The following is a 17757-nucleotide window of genomic DNA, read 5'->3' as shown; positions in this document are numbered from 1 at the left end:
TTGCGGGTGCCGCGACGGTTCAAGCCAGACGGTGGCTTCCCGAGCCAGGTCACCCGGGCAGCCATACTAGTCGAGTGGGGCTCTGGATCGGAACGCTGATCGCGCTGTTCTTGCTGATCGCCCCGGGAACCATCGTCGCGCGAATAGCCCAGCAGACGTGGCCGATCGCGATCGCCGTGGGCCCCGCGCTGACCTACGGCGTGATCGCACTGGCGATCATCCCTTTCGGTGCAGTCGGAATCCCGTGGAACGGTTGGACCGCGCTCGCCGCGCTGGCCGTCGTGTGCATCGTGATGACGGCATTGCAGCTGGTACTCACCCGCTACCGCGACACCGCCGCCGAGGCACGTGGGATCGGGGGCTGGCCGGCGCTGGCGGTGGCGACCGGCGTCCTGTTGGGTGTGCTGCTGGTCATGTGGGCGGCCTACCGCGGACTGGCGGCACATTGGCAGACGATTCCCAGCACCTGGGACGCGGTCTGGCACGCCAACGAGGTCCGGTTCATCCTCGACACCGGCCAGGCTTCGTCCACCCACATGGGCGAGCTGCGCAACGTCGAAACCCACCACCTGCTTTACTACCCCTCGGTGTTTCACGCGCTGACCGCCGTGTTCTGCCAGCTCACCGGTGCGGCGCCGACCACGGCGTACACGCTGAACTCCGTGGCCGCGTCCGTGTGGCTGTTCCCGACCAGCGCCGCGATGCTGACCTGGCGGCTGCTCCGGCCGCGCACCACCGAGTGGCGCACCGCGGGAGCGTCCGCCACGGCGGCCGCGTTGTCCGCGTCGTTCACCGCGCTGCCCTACGTGGAGTTCGGCGTCGCGGCGATGCCCAACCTGGCGGCCTACGGCGTCGCCGTGCCGACCTTTGTATTGATCACCTCGACACTGCGGCATCGCGACCGCATCCCGGTCGCCGTGCTGGCGCTGGTGGGCGTCATGTCAGTGCACATCACCGGCGGATTCATCGTCCTACTGTTCCTGCTGGCGTGGTGGGCACTGGACGCGTGGTGGCATCCGGTGCGGGGCAGACTCGCCGATGCCCTGGCATTGGCCAGTGTCGTGGTGGCAGCGGGGCTGATCCTGTTACCGCAGTTCATCAGCGTCCAGCAGCAGGAAGACATCATCGCCGGGCATTCGTTTCTGACCTACCTGAGCACCAAGCGCGGCATCTTCGACATGGTCTTCCAGCACTCGCGCCACCTCAACGATTTTCCCGTCCAGTACGGCCTGGCCGCCCTGACAGCGATCGGAGGTCTCATCTTTGCCGTAAAAAAAGTCTGGTGGCCGCTGGTGGTGTGGCTGCTGCTCGTTGTCGTCGGCGTCGACGCCGGCACACCGGTCCGCAATGTGATCGGCACGCTGGCCGGTGGGATCGGAGAGTTCTTCTACAAGGACCCGCGGCGCATCTCCGCCGCGATCACCCTGCTGCTGGAACCGTTGGCTGGGGTGGGGCTATTCACGATCGTCGTCGTGCTGGTGGCCGGAGCCCGGCGCGTCACCGACCGGCTCGGACGATCCTGCACCAGCGAAAAGCGTCCCGAGCGGATCTGGGTGGCAACGACCGCGGTGCTGCTAGTCCTGTCCACCGTGTTCATCGCTCGGCATTACTTCTACCGGCACCTGTGGCTGATGGGGGACAAATACGACTCGGTGATGATCGACCAGCGCGACCTGTTGGCGATGGCCTATCTGTCCAGGTTGCCCGGCGCGCGCACCACGCTGATCGGAAACGCCAACACCGACGGCACCGCCTGGATGTATGCCGTGGCCGACCTGCACCCGCTCTGGACCCACTATGACTATCCGCAACAAATGGGGCCGGGGCCGCAGCGCTATAACTTCTGGGCGTTCGCCGGCCGCGGCATTTCCGATCCCAGGGCGGTCGAGGCGATTAAAGCCCTCAATATTCGGTACATCCTCACCAGCACACCGACGGTTCGCGGGTTCGCCGTACCGGACGGACTAGTGTCGCTGGAAAAATCGAAGTCGTGGGCGCTGATCTACGACAACGGCGGGGCCAAGATCTACGAATGGCGTGGAGACGCCGACCAGCCCCGCCGCTAGGACCACACGAGGATGGTGACCGGATTGAGTAACGGCTCAAGTAGCCCTGATGGCCCAGACGCTGACGGTGTCGAAATCATCGGTGGCGTCGATCCGCGCGTCATGGCGATACGCGCGGACGCCGACGGTGACGACTCCGACGAGCGCTCCCTGACCGACCTGGTCGAACAGCCGGCCAAGGTGATGCGCATCGGGACCATGATCAAACAGCTGCTCGAAGAGGTGCGCGCGGCACCGCTCGACGAAGCCAGCCGCAAACGGCTGCGCGACATCCACGCCACCAGCATCCGCGAGCTCGAAGACGGATTGGCGCCCGAGCTTCGTGAGGAGCTCGACCGCCTGACGCTGCCATTCAGCGAGGACTCCGAACCGTCGGACGCCGAATTGCGCATCGCGCAGGCGCAGCTCGTCGGCTGGCTCGAGGGACTGTTCCACGGCATCCAGACCGCACTATTCGCCCAGCAGATGGCCGCGCGTGCACAGCTCGAGCAGATGCGTCAAGGCGCGCTGCCGCCCGGCATCGGGCGCTCGGGCCACGGACCCGGCTCGGGCACCGGGCAGTACCTGTAAGAGCAGGCGTCCGTGTCCGGTCCTGGCGGTCCGCATATCGAGACCAGCAACGCGTGGGTGGAATTTCCCATCTTCGACGCCAAGTCGCGCTCGCTGAAGAAAGCCTTCCTGGGTAAGGCGGGCGGGACGATCGGGCGAAACAACTCCAACGTCGTCGTCGTCGAGGCGTTGCGCGACATCACGATGTCGCTCGAGCTGGGTGACCGAGTCGGCCTGGTCGGCCACAACGGGGCCGGGAAATCGACACTGTTACGGCTACTTTCGGGCATCTACGAACCCACCCGGGGCTGGGCCAAGGTGACCGGTCGGGTCGCGCCGGTCTTCGACCTCGGGGTGGGGATGGACCCGGAGATCTCCGGTTACGAGAACATCATCATCCGCGGTCTGTTTTTGGGGCAGACCCGAAAACAGATGCTGACCAAGGTCGACGAGATCGCCGAGTTCACCGAACTAGGGGATTATCTGTCGATGCCGCTGCGCACCTACTCCACCGGTATGCGGGTCCGGCTGGCGATGGGCGTGGTCACCAGCATCGATCCGGAGATCTTGCTGCTCGACGAGGGCATCGGCGCGGTGGACGCCGACTTCCTGAAGAAGGCCCAGTCGCGGTTGCAGAAGCTGGTGGAGCGTTCCGGAATCCTGGTTTTTGCCAGCCATTCCAACGAATTCCTGGCCCGGCTGTGCAAGACGGCGATGTGGATCGATCACGGCAGCATCCGCCAATCGGGCAGCATCGAAGATGTGGTGCGCGCTTACGAGGGTGAGGACGCCGCACGCCACGTCCGCGAGGTGTTGGAAGAGACCCGCCTGCAGAACCAAGCCGAACGACCGCTGGCGCAAAGCGCTTCCGGGGATGAGTGAAACCATCTTCGCCGTCGTGGTCACCCACCGGCGTCCCGACGAACTCGCCAAGTCGCTGGACATGCTCAGCACCCAGACCCGGCTGCCCGATCACCTGATCGTCGTCGACAACGACGGCGCCGCGGACAGTCGGGTAGCCGAACTGGTTGCCGCCCAACCTATCTCGACGACATATCTGCCCTCACGCCGAAATCTCGGCGGTGCGGGCGGTTTCGCACTGGGCATCCTGCACGCGCTGGCGCAGGGCGCGGACTGGGTGTGGCTGGCCGACGACGACGGCCGCCCGCAGGACTCCCGGGTGCTGGCCACGCTGTTGGCCTGCGCCGAGAAACACGGCCTGGCCGAGGTGTCACCGATGGTGTGCAACCTCGACGACCCGGAGCGGCTGGCGTTCCCCTTGCGCCGCGGCCTGGTATGGCGCAGGCGCGCAAGCGAATTGCGCACCGAATCGGAACAGGACCTGCTGCCCGGCATAGCATCGCTGTTCAACGGCGCGTTATTCAAGGCCTCGACGCTCGACGCGGTCGGCGTCCCAGATATGCGGCTGTTTATTCGCGGCGACGAGGTGGAGCTGCACCGGCGACTGGTCCGGTCGGGCCTGCCGTTCGGTACGTGCCTGAACACCATCTATCTGCATCCGTGCGGCTCGGACGAGTTCCGACCGATTCTGGGCGGCCGCATGCACACCCAGTACCCCGACAACCCGACGAAGCGGTTCTACACCTACCGCAACCGCGGCTATCTGCTGGCCCAGCCGGGCCTGCGCAAACTGATCGCCCAGGAGTGGCTGCGGTTCGGCTGGTTCTTTCTGATATCACGGCGCGACCCGAAGGGCCTGCTGGAATGGATTCGGTTGCGCCGCATGGGCCGTCGCGAACAATTCGGCAAGCCGGGAGAATCATGACATTCATCGACGCCGCCGCGCAGTCACGGACGTTCGGCCGAGCATGGGGTGACCTGGTCTCCGGCTTTCGCCGGCACGAGCTGTGGTTGCATCTGGGTTGGCAGGACATCAAGCAGCGCTATCGCCGGTCGGTGCTGGGCCCGTTCTGGATCACCATCGCGACCGGCACCACCGCCGTCGCGATGGGTGGGCTCTACTCGAAGCTGTTTCACCTCGACCTGTCGGTGCACCTGCCCTACGTCACCCTCGGGCTGATCATCTGGAATCTGATCAACGCGGCCATCCTGGAAGGCGCCGACGTCTTCGTCGCCAACGAGGGGCTGATCAAGCAGTTACCGACCCCGTTGAGTGTGCACGTCTACCGGCTGGTGTGGCGACAGATGATTCTGTTCGCTCACAACATCGTCATCTACTTCGTCGTCGCGATGATCTTCCCCAAACCGTGGTCGTGGGCCGATCTTTCGGTGATCCCGGCGCTCGGGTTGATCGTGCTCAACTGCATCTGGGTGTCGTTGTGCTTCGGCATTCTGGCGACCCGCTACCGCGACATCGGGCCGCTGCTGTTTTCGGTCGTGCAGCTGTTGTTCTTCATGACGCCGATCATCTGGAACGACGACACGCTGCGGCAGCAGGGCGCCGGACGCTGGTCGAGCATTATCGAACTCAACCCGCTGCTGCACTATCTCGATATCGTGCGCGCGCCGCTGCTCGGTGCCGACCAACAGCTGCGGCACTGGGCGGTGGTGCTGGTGCTGACCGGCGTCGGCTGGCTGCTGGCAGCGTTCGCGATGCGGCAATACCGCGCCCGAGTCCCGTACTGGGTCTAGCCGCATTCGCCCTGGCGCCAAGAATCCCTTGAGGATCCGCCAAGGCGCCGCCCTGACGCTGTGCTGACCAGCCACCGGCAAGCGGCGAAGGGGTCGACGATGCGCAACCTGTTCGACAGCGGACAGACCGCGTCACCGGCGTTCATCCTGACGGGTAAAGATGCCGAAACTCGACGCTGGAACCCGTCGATGGGGGACTATGCGATCGTGAGCGACGCCGCGGCAATCGGTTGTGTGGGGACGCTCGTCGTGGCGACCCGCGGTGACCGCGGTCCCGGCGAGGTGCTGGTGACCGTGCGGGGTGCCAAGGAAACGTTCCTGGCCTGGTCCGACGACCCACTGCCCAAAAACAGCCACGTCCTGGTGGTCGAAATTCGTGGCGCGCGGACCGTCGTCGTCGAGCCATGGCACAGCCCGACCCACCCCTGCGCCGGGCCAGACGACGTGTGAAACCCGCTGCTGCACAACACCAACCGAAAGGAACCCAAGAATGCTCGGTTACAAGGTGCCCGCCCCCGACGAGGCGCTGCTGATCTCCGGCGGCCGGGCCAAGGGCAACGCCCCGTTCCGGGTCGTCACCGGACACGGTGCGTTCGTCATCCCGTTCTTCCGTAAAGCTCGCTTCCTCACCCTCGCCATGTGCGAGTCCGAAGTGGCCGAAAAGTGCGTCACCCAACAGGGAATCACCCTCAACGTGCGGGCCGTGATCGCGTTCAAGGTCGGCAACGACACCGAGAGCATCATCAGCGCCGCGCAGCGCTTCTTGTCCGAACAAGACCAGATGTCGGTCCTGACCGGCCGCATCTTCGCCGGGCACCTGCGCTCGATCATCGGCTCGATGACGGTCGAACAGATCATCCGGGAGCGCCAGAAACTGGCCACCGAAGTACTCGACGGATCCAAGGAGGAGATGGCGCGCATCGGACTGGCCGTCGACGCCCTCCAAATCCAGTCCATCGACGACGACGGCCTCGGCTACATCAACGCGATGTCGGCGCCGCACAACGCTGCCATCCAGCAGCAGGCGCAGATCGCTCAGGCCCAGGCGAACCAGGCCGCCGCCGAGGCCGAGCAGGAGTCGCAGCGCAAGCAGGCGGAGTTTGCCCGCGAAACGGCTATCGTCAAGGCCCAGTACAAAGCCGAGGTCGACAAGGCGCAGGCCGAGGCAGCCCAGGCCGGCCCGCTGGCCGAAGCCCAGGCCCAGCGCGAGGTGCTGGAGATGAAGACCGAGCTCGCCCAGCGGGCCGCCGAGCTGCGCCAGCAGGAACTGGTCGCCGAGGTGGTCAAGCCCGCCGAGGCCGAGGCCGAACGCGTCCGGATCATGGCCGTCGCCGACGCCGAGAAGATGAAGATCCAGGCCGAAGCGGCGGCGTCGCACAACCGCGTCGCACTCGACAAGGCGCTGATCGACCAGCTGCCACAGATCGTGGAAAAGGCCGCCCTGGGCCTGTCGAGCTCCAACCTCACGGTGCTCAACGGCGCCGAGGGCCTCGGCCAAGTGGCCGCCGGGCTGGTGTCGCAGGGTCTGGCGATCTACGAGGCGCTGCGCGGCGACATCGTCGAATACGACGACGCTCCGCCGGTCCCGACGAACAACGACGCGGGGCATGTCAGCCTCTGATTGCCCGACCAGGTGCGGGGTTGACGCTGAATTCCGTTGCGATAGGCAATTTGGAATGCCACCCGGCGGACGGCGAAGCCCGTGACGGAGCTGCTGGCCCGCGACCGCCATCCCAGCTCGCAGATCGGCGCGCGGATACCGGTTCGGAAACGGCTGTAAGCGCGTGCCGAATAATGGTGGCGGCTACTCCGTCGTGGTGCGAGACTGATACGCCACCCCAAGCAAACTGGGCGAAAGGTTCACCGACGTGGGCAAGAAGGTCCAATCAGCGGCCGACGCGGCGCGGGAGAACCTCGCCGCGGAGGTGGACCGGCTGCGACAGCGGCGCGATCTTCTCGAGGCCGAGGTCAAAAACGATCGCGGCATGATCGGCGACCACGGCGACGCGGCCGAGGCAATTCAGCGGGCCGAGGAGCTAGTAGTGCTCGGCGATCGCATCAACGAACTGGACCGCAGGCTGCGGGCCGGGCCGTCGCACTCCGACGAAGACGAGACGCTGCCCGGCGGCACCGAGGTGACCTTGCGGTTCGCCGACGGGGAAGTCGTCACCATGCACGTCATCTCCATCGTCGAGGAGACGCCGGCCGGGCGCGAGGCGGAGACGCTGACCGCGCACAGCCCGCTCGGGCAGGCGCTGGCCGGTCACAAGGCCGGCGACACCATCACCTACTCGACGCCGCAGGGCGAAAGCCGGGTCGAACTGATCTCGGTGAAGCTGCCCCGTTAGCTGCTGCCCCGGGGAATGCGCACGCCCCCGATAAACTCCCCCAATGCCGCCCCCCGAGTCCGGAACCGCGCCGGTGCGCCTGAGCCTGACCACGCAGATCACCCGTTTCGTGGTGACCGGCGGGCTGGCCGCCATCGTCGATTTCGGCCTCTACATGGTGCTCTGGAAGGTGCTGGGCGTCCAGGTCGACGTGTCCAAGGCGACCAGTTTCGTCGTCGGCACCGTCACCGCCTACCTGATCAACCGCCGATGGACCTTCCAGGCCGAGCCCAGCACGGCCCGGTTTGTCGCGGTCATGGTGCTCTACGGCCTCACCTTCGCGGTCCAGGTCGGGCTCAACCACCTGTGTTTGGTGCTGCTGCACTATCGCGGCTGGGCACCCATCGTCGCGTTCGTGATCGCGCAGGGCACCGCGACGGTGATCAACTTCGTCGTGCAGCGGCTCGTCATCTTCCGGATCCACTAACGCCTCCTCCTCAACCGGACGCACACGTCCCGCATCGTCGGTCGGCATCGGCCCAATCGGCCTCCTCCTCAACCGGACGCACACGTCCCGCATCGTCGGTCGGCATCGGCCCAATCGGCCTCCTCCTCAACGGGACGCACGCGTCCCGCATCGTCGGTCGGCATCGGCCCAATCGGCCTCCTCCTCAACGGGACGCACGCGTCCCGCATCGTCGGTCGGCATCGGCCCAATCGGCCTCCTCCTCAACCGGACGCACACGTCCCGCATCGTCGGTCGGCCAGGCGGTAGCCTCTTTGACGATGTTGAGCGCCGACTTTCCGACCAGGCCCACCCGGCTGATGGGCTTTGGCCGCACCGCACCGTCGGTGGCCCAGGTGCTGTCGACCCGCGATCCCGAAGTGATCGCCAAGGCGGTCGCCCGGGTCGCTGACTCCGGCGGTAGAGGCGTCATCGCGCGCGGCCTGGGTCGCTCCTACGGGGACAACGCGCAAAACGGCGGCGGCCTGGTGATCGACATGACGGTGCTGAATCGCATCCACTCGATCAGCGCCGACACCCGGCTTGTCGATGTCGACGCTGGCGTCAGCCTGGACCAGTTGATGAAGGCGGCGCTCCCGTTCGGGCTGTGGGTCCCGGTGCTACCGGGCACCCGCCAGGTCACCGTCGGCGGCGCCATCGCCTGCGACATCCACGGTAAGAACCATCACAGTGCGGGCAGCTTCGGCAACCACGTGCGGTCGATGGATCTGCTGCTGGCCGACGGCACCATCCGCACCATCACCCCGGACGGCCCGGACGCCGCAGACGCCGAATTGTTCTGGGCGACCGTCGGAGGCAACGGGCTGACCGGGATCGTGCTGCGCGCCACCATCGCGATGACGCCGACCGAGACCGCGTACTTCATCGCCGACGGCGTGGCCACCAAGGACCTGGACGAAACCGTCGCGGTGCATCTGGACGGCAGCGAAGCCAACTACACCTATTCCAGCGCCTGGTTCGACCTGATCAGCCCGCCGCCGAAACTCGGTCGGGCCGCCGTGAGCCGGGGCAGCCTGGCCACGCTGGATCAACTGCCGAAGAAGCTGGCCAAGAATCCGCTGAAATTTGATGCGCCACAGTTGTTGACGGTGCCGGACGTCTTCCCGGTCAGCGCGATGAACAAGCTGTCGTTCATGGCGATCGGCGAAGTGTATTACCGGCTGGGCGGCACCTACACCGGCAAGATCATGAATCTGTCCCAGTTCTACCACATGCTCGACCTGGTCAGCGGTTGGAATAATGCCTATGGCCCAAGGGGTTTCGCTCAGCACCAATTCTTGGTCCCACCGGATGCGATGGACGAATTCAAGGCCATCATTCGCTGGATCCAAACTTCCGGCCATTATTCGGCGCTTAATGTGTTCAAGCTATTCGGACCGGGCAATCGCGCCCCGTTGAGTTTCCCGATGGCCGGTTGGAATGTCGCGATGGACTTTCCGAACAAGCCAGGCATCAACGAATTCCTGAACGAACTCGACCGGCGTGCACTGGAATTCGGTGGTCGGGTCTACACGGCCAAGGATTCGCGGGTAAGCGCCGAAACCTTCCACGCCATGTATCCGCGCATTGATGAATGGATCGCGGTGCGCCGCAAAGTTGACCCGATGCGGGTCTTCGCCTCCGACATGGCCCGACGTTTGGAGCTGCTTTAAATGGTGCTAGACGCGGTGGGGAACCCCCAGACGATCCTGCTGCTAGGTGGCACCTCGGAGATCGGCCTGGCAATCTGCGAGCGTTATCTGCAGAACGCCCGCGCCCGAATCGTGTTGGCCGCCATGCCCGACGACCCCGGTCGTGCGGCCGCCGTGGCACAGATGCAAGCCGCGGGTGCGCGGTCGGTCGAGCTGATCGACTTCGAGGCCACCACACCGGACAGTCACCCCAAGATGATTGAGGCAGCCTTTGCCAACGGCGATGTCGACGTGGCCATCGTGGCGTTCGGCATCCTCGGGGACGCCGAGGAGCTGTGGCAAAACCAGCACAAGGCTGTGCTTGCCGCCGAGATCAATTACACCGCAGCAGTTTCGGTGGGTGTCCTACTCGGCGAGAAGATGCGCGCCCAGGGTTTCGGCCAGATCATCGCGATGAGTTCGGCGGCGGGCGAACGAGTGCGGCGCTCCAACTTCGTCTACGGCTCCACCAAGGCCGGGCTGGACGGCTTCTACCTGGGATTGGGCGAGGCGTTGCGCGAGTACGGGGTGCGCGTCCTGGTGATCCGCCCGGGCCAGGTGCGTACCCGGATGAGCGCGCACGTCAAGGAAGCGCCGTTGACCGTCGACAAGGAATACGTCGCCGACCTCGCGGTGACCGCTGCCGCAAAAGGTAAGGAATTGGTTTGGGCGCCAGCTGCATTCAGGTACGTGATGATGGTGTTGCGACACATTCCACGGCCCATCTTCCGCAAGCTGCCCATCTGATCATGCGCAACGCGCTGGCCACTCTCGGCCAGATGATGGTGGCGGTCGCGGTGGCCGCCGTGGTGTCGGTCGTATCGCTGATCGCCATCGCGCGGGTCCAGTGGCCGGCCTTTCCGTCGTCGAATCAACTGCACGCCCTCACTACCGTCGGCCAGGTTGGTTGTCTGCTGGGGCTGGTGGCCGTCGGCTGGCTGTGGCGGCGATCCGACCGGTGGCGGGTGGCCGCTCAGACGGGTGGCCTGGTGTTCGTCTCCGCGTTCAGCGTGGTGACACTGGGCATGCCGCTGGGGGCGACCAAGCTTTATTTGTTCGGCATCTCGGTCGATCAGCAGTTCCGCACTGAGTACCTGACGCGGCTTGCCGACAGCCCCGCCCTGCACGACATGACCTATCTCGGGCTGCCGTCCTTTTATCCACCGGGCTGGTTCTGGATCGGCGGGCGCGCCGCCGCGCTGACCGGGACGCCCGCCTGGGAGATGTTCAAACCGTGGGCGATCACCTCGATCACCATCGCGGTGGCCGTCGCGCTGGTGCTGTGGTGGCGGCTGATCCGCTTCGAGTACGCCCTGATCGTCACGACCGCGACGGCGGCGGTAACGCTGGCCTACAGCTCACCGGAGCCGTACTCCGCGATGATCACGGTCCTGTTGCCGCCGGTGCTGGTGCTGACCTGGTCGGGTCTGCGCGCCGGCGAACGGGAATGCCCGGCTAGCCGGGCGCTGGAGCCCACCCCAAGTGTCGAACGTGAAGCTAACTTCACGCTCGAGCCCGAGAGTGAAACCAACTTCACGCTCGCGGCGGATGAGTCGGCGGTGGCGGCGGAGGAGCTCGCCGCGGAGGAGTCAGCGGTGGCTGCGGACAAGCCACGGGCCCGAGGCTGGGCCGCGGTGCTGGGCGCCGGGTTGTTCCTGGGCTTCACGGCCACCTGGTACACGCTGCTGTTCGGCTACACCGCATTCACGATGGCGCTGATGGCGCTGGTGCTGGTGGTGTCACGCTGCAGACGTGCGGGGTGGCGGGCCGCACTGGACCCGCTGCGACGGATCGCTGCCATCGCCGTCATCGCGGCCGCGATCGCCAGCATCACCTGGCTGCCGTTCCTGCTGCGCGCGGCTACCAGCCCAATCAGTAACAGCGGCAGCGCCTTTCACTACCTACCGGCCGACGGTGCAGAGCTGACCTTCCCGATGCTGCAGTTCTCGCTGCTGGGCGCGATCTGCCTGATCGGCACCCTGTGGCTGATCATGCGCACCCGCACGTCGGTCCGCGCCGGCGCCCTGACCGTCGGGGTGCTGGCCATCTACCTGTGGTCCCTGCTGTCGATGCTGACCACGCTGGCGCGCACCACGCTGCTGTCGTTCCGGCTGCAGCCGACCCTGTCGGTGCTGCTGGTCGCCGCGGGGGTGTTCGGTTTCCTCGAGGTCACCTTTTCCGGGGCCACGCTGCGACACCGCAGCCCCGCTCTGAAAACGGTGGCCGGCGCGATCGGGCTGACCGCCGCGATCGCCTTCAGCCAGGACATCCCCGACGTGCTACGGCCCGATCTGACCATCGCCTACACCGACACCGATGGTCTGGGGCAGCGTGGGGATCGACGGCCGCCGAGCTCAGAGAAGTTCTACCCCGCCGTCGACGCCGCGATCCGCCAGGTCACCGGCAAACCCCAAGACCAGACGGTGGTGCTCACCGCCGACTACAGCTTCCTGTCCTACTACCCGTACTGGGGCTTCCAGGGGTTGACGTCGCACTACGCGAACCCCCTGGCGCAGTTCGACCTCCGGGCGGCGCAGATCAAGAAGTGGTCTACCCTCAAGTCCCCCGACGAGTTCATCCACGCGCTGGACACCTCGCCCTGGCCCCCGCCGACGGTGTTCCTGATGCGCCGCGGCGGAAACAACAACTACACGCTGCGGCTGGCCGAGGACGTCTATCCCAATCAGCCCAACGTTCGCCGCTACAGCGTCGAGCTGCGGGCGGCGCTCTTCGACGACCCGCGGTTTGCCGTGCAAAGCATCGGCCCGTTTGTGCTGGCAATCCGCAAGCCGCCGGCCCAACCGGCGACAACCCGCTGATGGCGACCGACACCTCGCGCGACTTGGTCGAAGAACTACCATCTAGGTCCGTGAAGAGCGCGGGCGCACGCTATCGGGTTGCTCGTGTCGTGGCCGTCGTGGCCGGTCTGCTCGGAGCGCTGCTGGCGATTCTCACGCCGGTGCTGCCCGTCAGCCAGACCACCGCCCAGCTCAACTGGCCGCAGAACGGCACCTTCGAGAGCATCGAAGCGCCGCTGATCGGCTATGTGGCCCCGGAGCTGACCATCTCCGTGCCGTGTCAAGCAGCCGCCGGTCTGACCGGGCGGCAGAACGCCGGCAAGACGGTGCTGCTGTCGACGGTGCCTAAGCAAGCGCCGAAGGCCGTCGACCGCGGACTGCTGATCCTGCGCGCCAACGACGAACTGGTGCTGGTGGTGCGCAACGTCCCGGTGGTCACCGCGCCGTTGAACGAGGTGCTCAGCCCGGCCTGCCAGCGATTGACGTTCACCGCGCACGCCGACAGGGTCACCGCCGAATTCGTCGGGCTGACGCAGGGGCCCAACGCCGAACACCCCGGCGCGCCGCTGCGCGGCGAGAAGAGCGGGTACGACTTCCGGCCGCAGATCGTCGGCGTGTTCACCGATCTGTCCGGGCCGGCGCCCGCCGGCCTGAGCTTCTCGGCGACCGTCGACACCCGGTACAGCAGCAGCCCCACGCCGCTGAAGATGGCCGCGATGATCCTCGGCGTGCTGCTGACGGCCGTCGCCCTGATCGCCCTGCACATCCTCGACTCCGCCGACGGCACCCGGCACCGCCGCTTCTTGCCCGCCCGGTGGTGGTCGATCGGCGGCCTCGACGCCCTCGTCATCGGCGTGCTGGTGTGGTGGCATTTCGTCGGGGCGAACACCTCCGACGACGGTTACATCCTGACGATGGCGCGGGTGTCCGAGCATGCCGGCTACATGGCGAACTACTACCGCTGGTTGGGCACCCCCGAGGCGCCGTTCGGCTGGTATTACGACCTGCTCGCGTTATGGGCGCACGTCAGCACCAACAGCGTCTGGATGCGGCTGCCCACCTTGGCCATGGCCTTGACCTGTTGGTGGGCCATCAGCCGCGAGGTGATGCCGCGCCTGGGTCACGCCGTGAAGATCAGCCGCGCGGCGGCATGGACTGCCGCCGGGCTGTTCCTGGCGACCTGGCTGCCGCTCGACAATGGGCTGCGCCCCGAACCGATCATCGCGCTGGGCATCCTGCTCACCTGGTGTTCGGTCGAGCGGGCGGTGGCCACCAACCGGCTGCTGCCGGTCGCGATCGCGTGCATCGTCGGCGCGCTGACCCTGTTCTCCGGGCCGACCGGCATCGCGTCCATTGGCGCCCTGCTGGTCGCGATTGGACCGCTGCGCACGATTATTCACCGCCGCTCCCGGCAGTTCGGGGTGCTGCCGCTGCTGGCACCGATCCTGGCCGCGGCCACCGTCACGGTGATCCTGATCTTCCGCGACCAGACGTTGGCCGGCGAGCTGCAGGCGACCGCGCTCAAGCGTGCGCTCGGGCCCAGCCTGAGCTGGTTCGACGAACACATCCGCTACGAGCGGCTGTTCATGGCCAGCCCCGACGGATCCATTGCCCGGCGCTTCGCGGTGCTGGCGGTGCTGCTTGCGCTCGGTATCACGGTGGCGATGTCGTTGCGCAAGGGGCGAATCCCGGGCACCGCGGCCGGCCCGAGCCGTCGCATCGTCGGAATCACCATCATCTCCTTCCTGGCGATGATGTTCACCCCAACCAAGTGGACGCATCACTTCGGGGTGTTCGCCGGGCTGGCCGGTTCGCTGGGCGCACTGGCCGCGGTCGCGGTGACCAGTGTTGCGATGCGTTCGCGCCGCAACCGCACCGTGTTCGCTGCCGCCGTGCTGTTCTTGGCCGCCTTATCGTTCGCCAGTGTCAACGGCTGGTGGTACGTCTCCAATTTCGGTGTGCCGTGGTCGAATTCGTTCCCGGCATGGCACTATGCGTTTGCCACCGTCCTGCTCGGGCTGACGGTCGTGGTGCTGTTGGTATCGGCATGGTTCCATTTCACGGCTCCCGACGGCGGCTCCGGTGGTCCTCGGAATACCCGCCTCGGGCCGCGGATGACCGGAATCATCCAGTCGCCGTTGGCGATTACGGCGTGGCTGCTGGTGACCTTCGAGGTGGCGTCGTTGACGCTGGCGATGGTGGGCCAATACCCGGCGTGGTCGGTCGGCCGGTCCAATCTGGAGGCCCTAGCCGGAAAGTCGTGCGGCCTGGCCGAGGACGTCATGGTGGAACAGGAACCCAACGCCGGGATGCTGGCGCCGGTGACCGGTTCGGTGCGCGATGCCTTGGGGGCCGGCTTGTCGGAAGCCTTCACCGCCAACGGTATTCCGGCCGACGTCTCGGCCGATCCGGTGATGGAGCGCCCGGGTGACCGCAGCTTCGTCAACGACGACAGCAAGACCACCACCAGCGAGGCCGGCACCGAAGGCGGCACCAGCGCCGCGCCGGGGATCAACGGCTCACGCGCCCAGTTGCCCTACAACCTCGACCCGACCCAGACGCCCGTACTGGGCAGCTGGCGATCCGGCATCCAGGTACCTGCCCTGCTGCGGTCGGGTTGGTACCGACTGCCGCCGCGTGACCAGGCCGGGCCGCTGCTGGTGGTATCGGCGGCCGGCCGATTCGATCCCCGCGAGGTGCAGGTGCAGTGGGCCACCGACGCGGAAGCGGCGGCCGGGCACCCGGGCGGGTCGTTTCAGTTCTTCGACGTCGGCGCCTCACCGGCCTGGCGCAACCTGCGGATGCCGATGAATTGGATCCCCGACACCGCGACCCAGGTTCGGTTGGTCGCCAACGACGAGGACTTGGCGCCGCAGCACTGGATCGCGGTCACGCCGCCGCGGATCCCGCACCTGCGCACGCTGCAGCAGGTGGTCGGCTCTCGCGACCCGGTCTTCCTGGATTGGCTGGTGGGCCTGGCCTTTCCGTGCCAGCGGCCGTTCGCCCACCAGAACGGCGTCGACGAAACGCCGAAATGGCGGATCCTGCCCGACAGGTTCGGGGCCGAGGCGAACTCGCCGGTGATGGACAACAACGGTGGTGGCCCACTGGGGGTCACCGACTTGCTGGTGAAGGCGACCACAATGGCCACCTACCTCAAGGACGACTGGTCTCGCGACTGGGGTTCGCTGCAACGGCTGACGCCGTACTACCCCAACGCCCAGCCCGCGGATCTGCAGTTGGGCAAGGCGACGCGCAGCGGCCTGTGGGATCCAGCCCCGCTGCGCCGGGGCTAGGCGTCACAGCCCCGGCAGGCAGTTGATGAACGGTATGCACGGCGGCGACGGAGGTCGCGGCGGTGGGAAACCCTCGATGATGGTCGAGTTGGTCGGCGGGCTGTTCTGATCGAAGTACCACGGATGGCAGACGCTTCGGTCCCAGTTCGGCATGTTCTTCATCTCCGGGGAGCCCGGGCACCACTGATACGTGCAGCTGTTGGTCGGGGTGGGGACGGTACCCCCGTCCTGGCACACCATCGGGGCCGGCTGAGCGTGCCCGGTGCCCACCGCCAACCCCAGCCCAACGGCGGCAACGCCGCCCGAAAGCAGAGCTCCGGCGAGGAGCCGCGTCATGCTGTGAGAAATGTTCATGGCGACAGTGCACACCGTCGTGTCCGCTACCGATCCCAAATTGAGGATCTTGCCGATGAGCATTGGTAAGCATAGACTTACGGTTCGTGGTCACTTACCAAGCGGATGGTGACGCCTGGATCGCCCTTGCGGACCCAACACGCCGGGCCATCCTGAATCGGCTCGCGCACGGGCCGGCAGCTGTCGGTGAGCTGGCCCGGCAGCTGCCCGTCAGCAGGCCGGCCGTGTCTCAGCACCTCAGGGTGCTCAAATGTGCAGGGCTGGTGCGCGATCGCGCGGCGGGAACCCGGCGCGTCTACCAACTCGACCCCACGGGTTTGGCAGCGCTGCGCACCGAGCTGGACCGGTTCTGGACGCAGGCACTGACCGGCTACGCCGCCAAGTTCAACGAGACCGAAGGACACTCGTCATGACTCAGCCGCGCATTCCGACCGTTCGCCATCAAGTGATCGTCAACGCCCCGATCGATCGTGCGTTCGCCGTCTTCACCGAACAATTCGGCGACTTCAAGCCGCGTGAACACAACCTGCTGGCGGTGCCGATCGCCCAGACGGTGTTCGAACCCCACGCGGGAGGCCACATTTATGACCGCGGTGTCGACGGCAGTGTGTGTCGTTGGGCGCGGGTGCTGGTCTACGAGCCGCCCCGGCGGCTGGTCTTCACCTGGGACATCAGCCCGTCGTGGCAACTGGAACCCGACCTGTCGCGGACCAGCGAGGTCGAGGTGCGCTTCACCGCGGAGTCGGAAACCCGCACGCGCGTCGACCTGGAGCACCGTCACCTGGACCGGCACGGCCCGGGATGGCGGTCAGTTGCCGACGGCGTCGACGGCGAGGCCGGATGGCCGTTGTATCTGCACCGCTACGCCGGGCTCCGCTCGGTAGGAGCACAGCCATGACAGCGCCTTCCCTGATGACCATGGCCCACACCGAACGGTCCGACCTGGCGGATTTTCTGGCCACACTGGCGCCCCAGGATTGGCAGGCGCCCAGCCTTTGTTCCAGGTGGACGGTCAAAGATGTTGTCGCACACATTGTTAGCTACGAGGAGCTCGGCCCACTTGGGCTAGTGAAGCGTTTCGCGAAGGGCTGGGTAGTCCGGGCGAACCAGGTGGGTGTCGACGAGTACAGCGCGCTGAGCGCGCCACAACTGCTGGCATTCCTGCGTGACCACCTCCAACCGCGGGGGTTGACGGCAGGTTTTGGTGGCATGATCGCGCTGGTCGACGGCACGATCCATCACCAGGACATCCGCCGACCGCTTGGTCGCCCGCGCAGCATCCCGCACGACCGGCTCCAACGTGTGCTTCAACTGGTGCCAGGCAACCCGCGGCTCGGTGCCGGCCGCCGAATCAGGGGCCTTCGGCTGCGCGCCACCGATGTCGACTGGGTACACGGCGACGGGCCCGAGGTGAGCGGGCCGGGCGAAGCGTTACTGATGACGATGAGCGGCCGTCGCGCCGCCCTGGCCGACCTCACGGGCCCCGGTCACGCCACGCTGGCCGCACGGCTGCCCGACTAGCGGTCGCCAAAAGCATCGTCGCGCGGCCCCGCATCCT

At 66.5% G+C, this 17757-nt stretch carries 17 protein-coding genes; 16 read left to right on the top strand and 1 reads right to left on the bottom strand.

Translation table 11 applies throughout. The annotated features are described in order from the left end of the window. Positions 1 to 74 precede the first annotated feature (74 nt). The 13 genes from G6N33_RS12990 to G6N33_RS12930 all read left to right on the top strand — a co-directional run bounded on the left by G6N33_RS12990 (position 75) and on the right by G6N33_RS12930 (position 15845). Complete coding sequence (locus G6N33_RS12990) at positions 75 to 2066, top strand: DUF6541 family protein (protein ID WP_044508988.1); 1992 nt, start codon at positions 75 to 77, stop codon at positions 2064 to 2066. A 12-nt stretch (positions 2067 to 2078) separates the two neighbouring features. Then, entirely contained in the window at positions 2079 to 2636 is a 558-nt protein-coding gene (locus G6N33_RS12985) for a bacterial proteasome activator family protein (RefSeq protein ID WP_044508989.1), read from the top strand. Positions 2637 to 2648: 12 nt separating this feature from the next. Then, the gene (wzt, locus tag G6N33_RS12980; RefSeq protein ID WP_081662118.1) at positions 2649 to 3497 is read left to right on the top strand and encodes a galactan export ABC transporter ATP-binding subunit Wzt/RfbE; all 849 of its coding nucleotides are present in this window, start codon (positions 2649 to 2651) and stop codon (positions 3495 to 3497) included. Next, positions 3490 to 4401: a galactofuranosyltransferase GlfT1 gene (glfT1, locus tag G6N33_RS12975; protein WP_044508991.1), complete on the top strand. Its 912-nt coding sequence runs from the start codon at positions 3490 to 3492 to the stop codon at positions 4399 to 4401. The genes wzt and glfT1 overlap by 8 nt, the downstream gene beginning before the upstream one ends. Next, positions 4398 to 5228 carry a galactan export ABC transporter permease subunit Wzm/RfbD gene (wzm, locus tag G6N33_RS12970; protein ID WP_044508992.1) on the top strand — a complete coding sequence of 277 codons (831 nt, stop codon included), beginning with the start codon at positions 4398 to 4400 and terminating at the stop codon, positions 5226 to 5228. Before glfT1 ends, wzm begins: the two co-directional genes overlap by 4 nt. Positions 5229 to 5327: 99 nt before the next feature. After that, positions 5328 to 5678 (top strand): NfeD family protein, encoded by a 351-nt coding sequence (locus G6N33_RS12965; RefSeq protein ID WP_231382512.1) that lies wholly within the window; start codon positions 5328 to 5330, stop codon positions 5676 to 5678. Between the two features lie 40 nt (positions 5679 to 5718). Further along, positions 5719 to 6849 carry an SPFH domain-containing protein gene (locus G6N33_RS12960; protein WP_044508993.1) on the top strand — a complete coding sequence of 377 codons (1131 nt, stop codon included), beginning with the start codon at positions 5719 to 5721 and terminating at the stop codon, positions 6847 to 6849. A gap of 247 nt (positions 6850 to 7096) precedes the next feature. Further along, the gene (locus G6N33_RS12955; protein ID WP_044508994.1) at positions 7097 to 7576 is read left to right on the top strand and encodes a GreA/GreB family elongation factor; all 480 of its coding nucleotides are present in this window, start codon (positions 7097 to 7099) and stop codon (positions 7574 to 7576) included. A 43-nt stretch (positions 7577 to 7619) separates the two neighbouring features. Continuing rightward, positions 7620 to 8042 (top strand): GtrA family protein, encoded by a 423-nt coding sequence (locus G6N33_RS12950; protein WP_044508995.1) that lies wholly within the window; start codon positions 7620 to 7622, stop codon positions 8040 to 8042. 299 nt (positions 8043 to 8341) lie between these two features. After that, positions 8342 to 9733 carry an FAD-binding oxidoreductase gene (locus G6N33_RS12945; RefSeq protein ID WP_044508996.1) on the top strand — a complete coding sequence of 464 codons (1392 nt, stop codon included), beginning with the start codon at positions 8342 to 8344 and terminating at the stop codon, positions 9731 to 9733. Then, positions 9734 to 10498 carry a decaprenylphospho-beta-D-erythro-pentofuranosid-2-ulose 2-reductase gene (locus G6N33_RS12940; protein WP_044508997.1) on the top strand — a complete coding sequence of 255 codons (765 nt, stop codon included), beginning with the start codon at positions 9734 to 9736 and terminating at the stop codon, positions 10496 to 10498. A 2-nt stretch (positions 10499 to 10500) separates the two neighbouring features. Then, positions 10501 to 12570, top strand: coding sequence for a galactan 5-O-arabinofuranosyltransferase (locus tag G6N33_RS12935; RefSeq protein WP_044508998.1), 2070 nt, complete (start codon positions 10501 to 10503; stop codon positions 12568 to 12570). Next, entirely contained in the window at positions 12570 to 15845 is a 3276-nt protein-coding gene (locus tag G6N33_RS12930; protein WP_044508999.1) for an arabinosyltransferase domain-containing protein, read from the top strand. The genes G6N33_RS12935 and G6N33_RS12930 overlap by 1 nt, the downstream gene beginning before the upstream one ends. A 3-nt stretch (positions 15846 to 15848) precedes the next feature. On the opposite strand, the gene G6N33_RS12925 is transcribed toward G6N33_RS12930, so the two are convergent. Beyond that, positions 15849 to 16199: a hypothetical protein gene (locus G6N33_RS12925; RefSeq protein WP_163771523.1), complete on the bottom strand. Its 351-nt coding sequence runs from the start codon at positions 16197 to 16199 to the stop codon at positions 15849 to 15851. An 86-nt stretch (positions 16200 to 16285) separates the two neighbouring features. Here G6N33_RS12925 and G6N33_RS12920 point away from each other — a divergent pair, with 86 nt between their 5' ends. The 3 genes from G6N33_RS12920 to G6N33_RS12910 are packed head-to-tail and all read left to right on the top strand — an operon-like array spanning position 16286 to position 17720. After that, positions 16286 to 16612, top strand: a complete 327-nt coding sequence (locus tag G6N33_RS12920; protein ID WP_044509000.1) for an ArsR/SmtB family transcription factor — start codon at positions 16286 to 16288, stop codon at positions 16610 to 16612. Next, positions 16609 to 17097, top strand: coding sequence for an SRPBCC family protein (locus tag G6N33_RS12915; protein WP_044509001.1), 489 nt, complete (start codon positions 16609 to 16611; stop codon positions 17095 to 17097). Before G6N33_RS12920 ends, G6N33_RS12915 begins: the two co-directional genes overlap by 4 nt. Continuing rightward, entirely contained in the window at positions 17094 to 17720 is a 627-nt protein-coding gene (locus G6N33_RS12910) for a maleylpyruvate isomerase family mycothiol-dependent enzyme (protein ID WP_044509002.1), read from the top strand. Before G6N33_RS12915 ends, G6N33_RS12910 begins: the two co-directional genes overlap by 4 nt. Positions 17721 to 17757: the final 37 nt, after the last annotated feature.

The organism is Mycobacterium simiae, from assembly GCF_010727605.1.
Classification (GTDB): domain Bacteria; phylum Actinomycetota; class Actinomycetes; order Mycobacteriales; family Mycobacteriaceae; genus Mycobacterium; species Mycobacterium simiae.
Note: the sequence above shows the minus strand (reverse complement) of the source record. Positions and strands in the feature narration are given on the sequence as shown.

Coding starts and splice junctions, on each gene's coding strand:
- G6N33_RS12945 (WP_044508996.1), top strand. CDS start 8,342: ATGTTGAGCGCCGACTTTCCGACCAGGCCCACCCGGCTGATGGGCTTT.
- G6N33_RS12985 (WP_044508989.1), top strand. CDS start 2,079: ATGGTGACCGGATTGAGTAACGGCTCAAGTAGCCCTGATGGCCCAGAC.
- G6N33_RS12960 (WP_044508993.1), top strand. CDS start 5,719: ATGCTCGGTTACAAGGTGCCCGCCCCCGACGAGGCGCTGCTGATCTCC.
- G6N33_RS12915 (WP_044509001.1), top strand. CDS start 16,609: ATGACTCAGCCGCGCATTCCGACCGTTCGCCATCAAGTGATCGTCAAC.
- G6N33_RS12935 (WP_044508998.1), top strand. CDS start 10,501: ATGCGCAACGCGCTGGCCACTCTCGGCCAGATGATGGTGGCGGTCGCG.
- wzm (WP_044508992.1), top strand. CDS start 4,398: ATGACATTCATCGACGCCGCCGCGCAGTCACGGACGTTCGGCCGAGCA.
- G6N33_RS12950 (WP_044508995.1), top strand. CDS start 7,620: ATGCCGCCCCCCGAGTCCGGAACCGCGCCGGTGCGCCTGAGCCTGACC.
- G6N33_RS12925 (WP_163771523.1), bottom strand. CDS start 16,199: ATGAACATTTCTCACAGCATGACGCGGCTCCTCGCCGGAGCTCTGCTT.
- G6N33_RS12930 (WP_044508999.1), top strand. CDS start 12,570: ATGGCGACCGACACCTCGCGCGACTTGGTCGAAGAACTACCATCTAGG.
- G6N33_RS12940 (WP_044508997.1), top strand. CDS start 9,734: ATGGTGCTAGACGCGGTGGGGAACCCCCAGACGATCCTGCTGCTAGGT.
- G6N33_RS12965 (WP_231382512.1), top strand. CDS start 5,328: ATGCGCAACCTGTTCGACAGCGGACAGACCGCGTCACCGGCGTTCATC.
- G6N33_RS12910 (WP_044509002.1), top strand. CDS start 17,094: ATGACAGCGCCTTCCCTGATGACCATGGCCCACACCGAACGGTCCGAC.
- glfT1 (WP_044508991.1), top strand. CDS start 3,490: ATGAGTGAAACCATCTTCGCCGTCGTGGTCACCCACCGGCGTCCCGAC.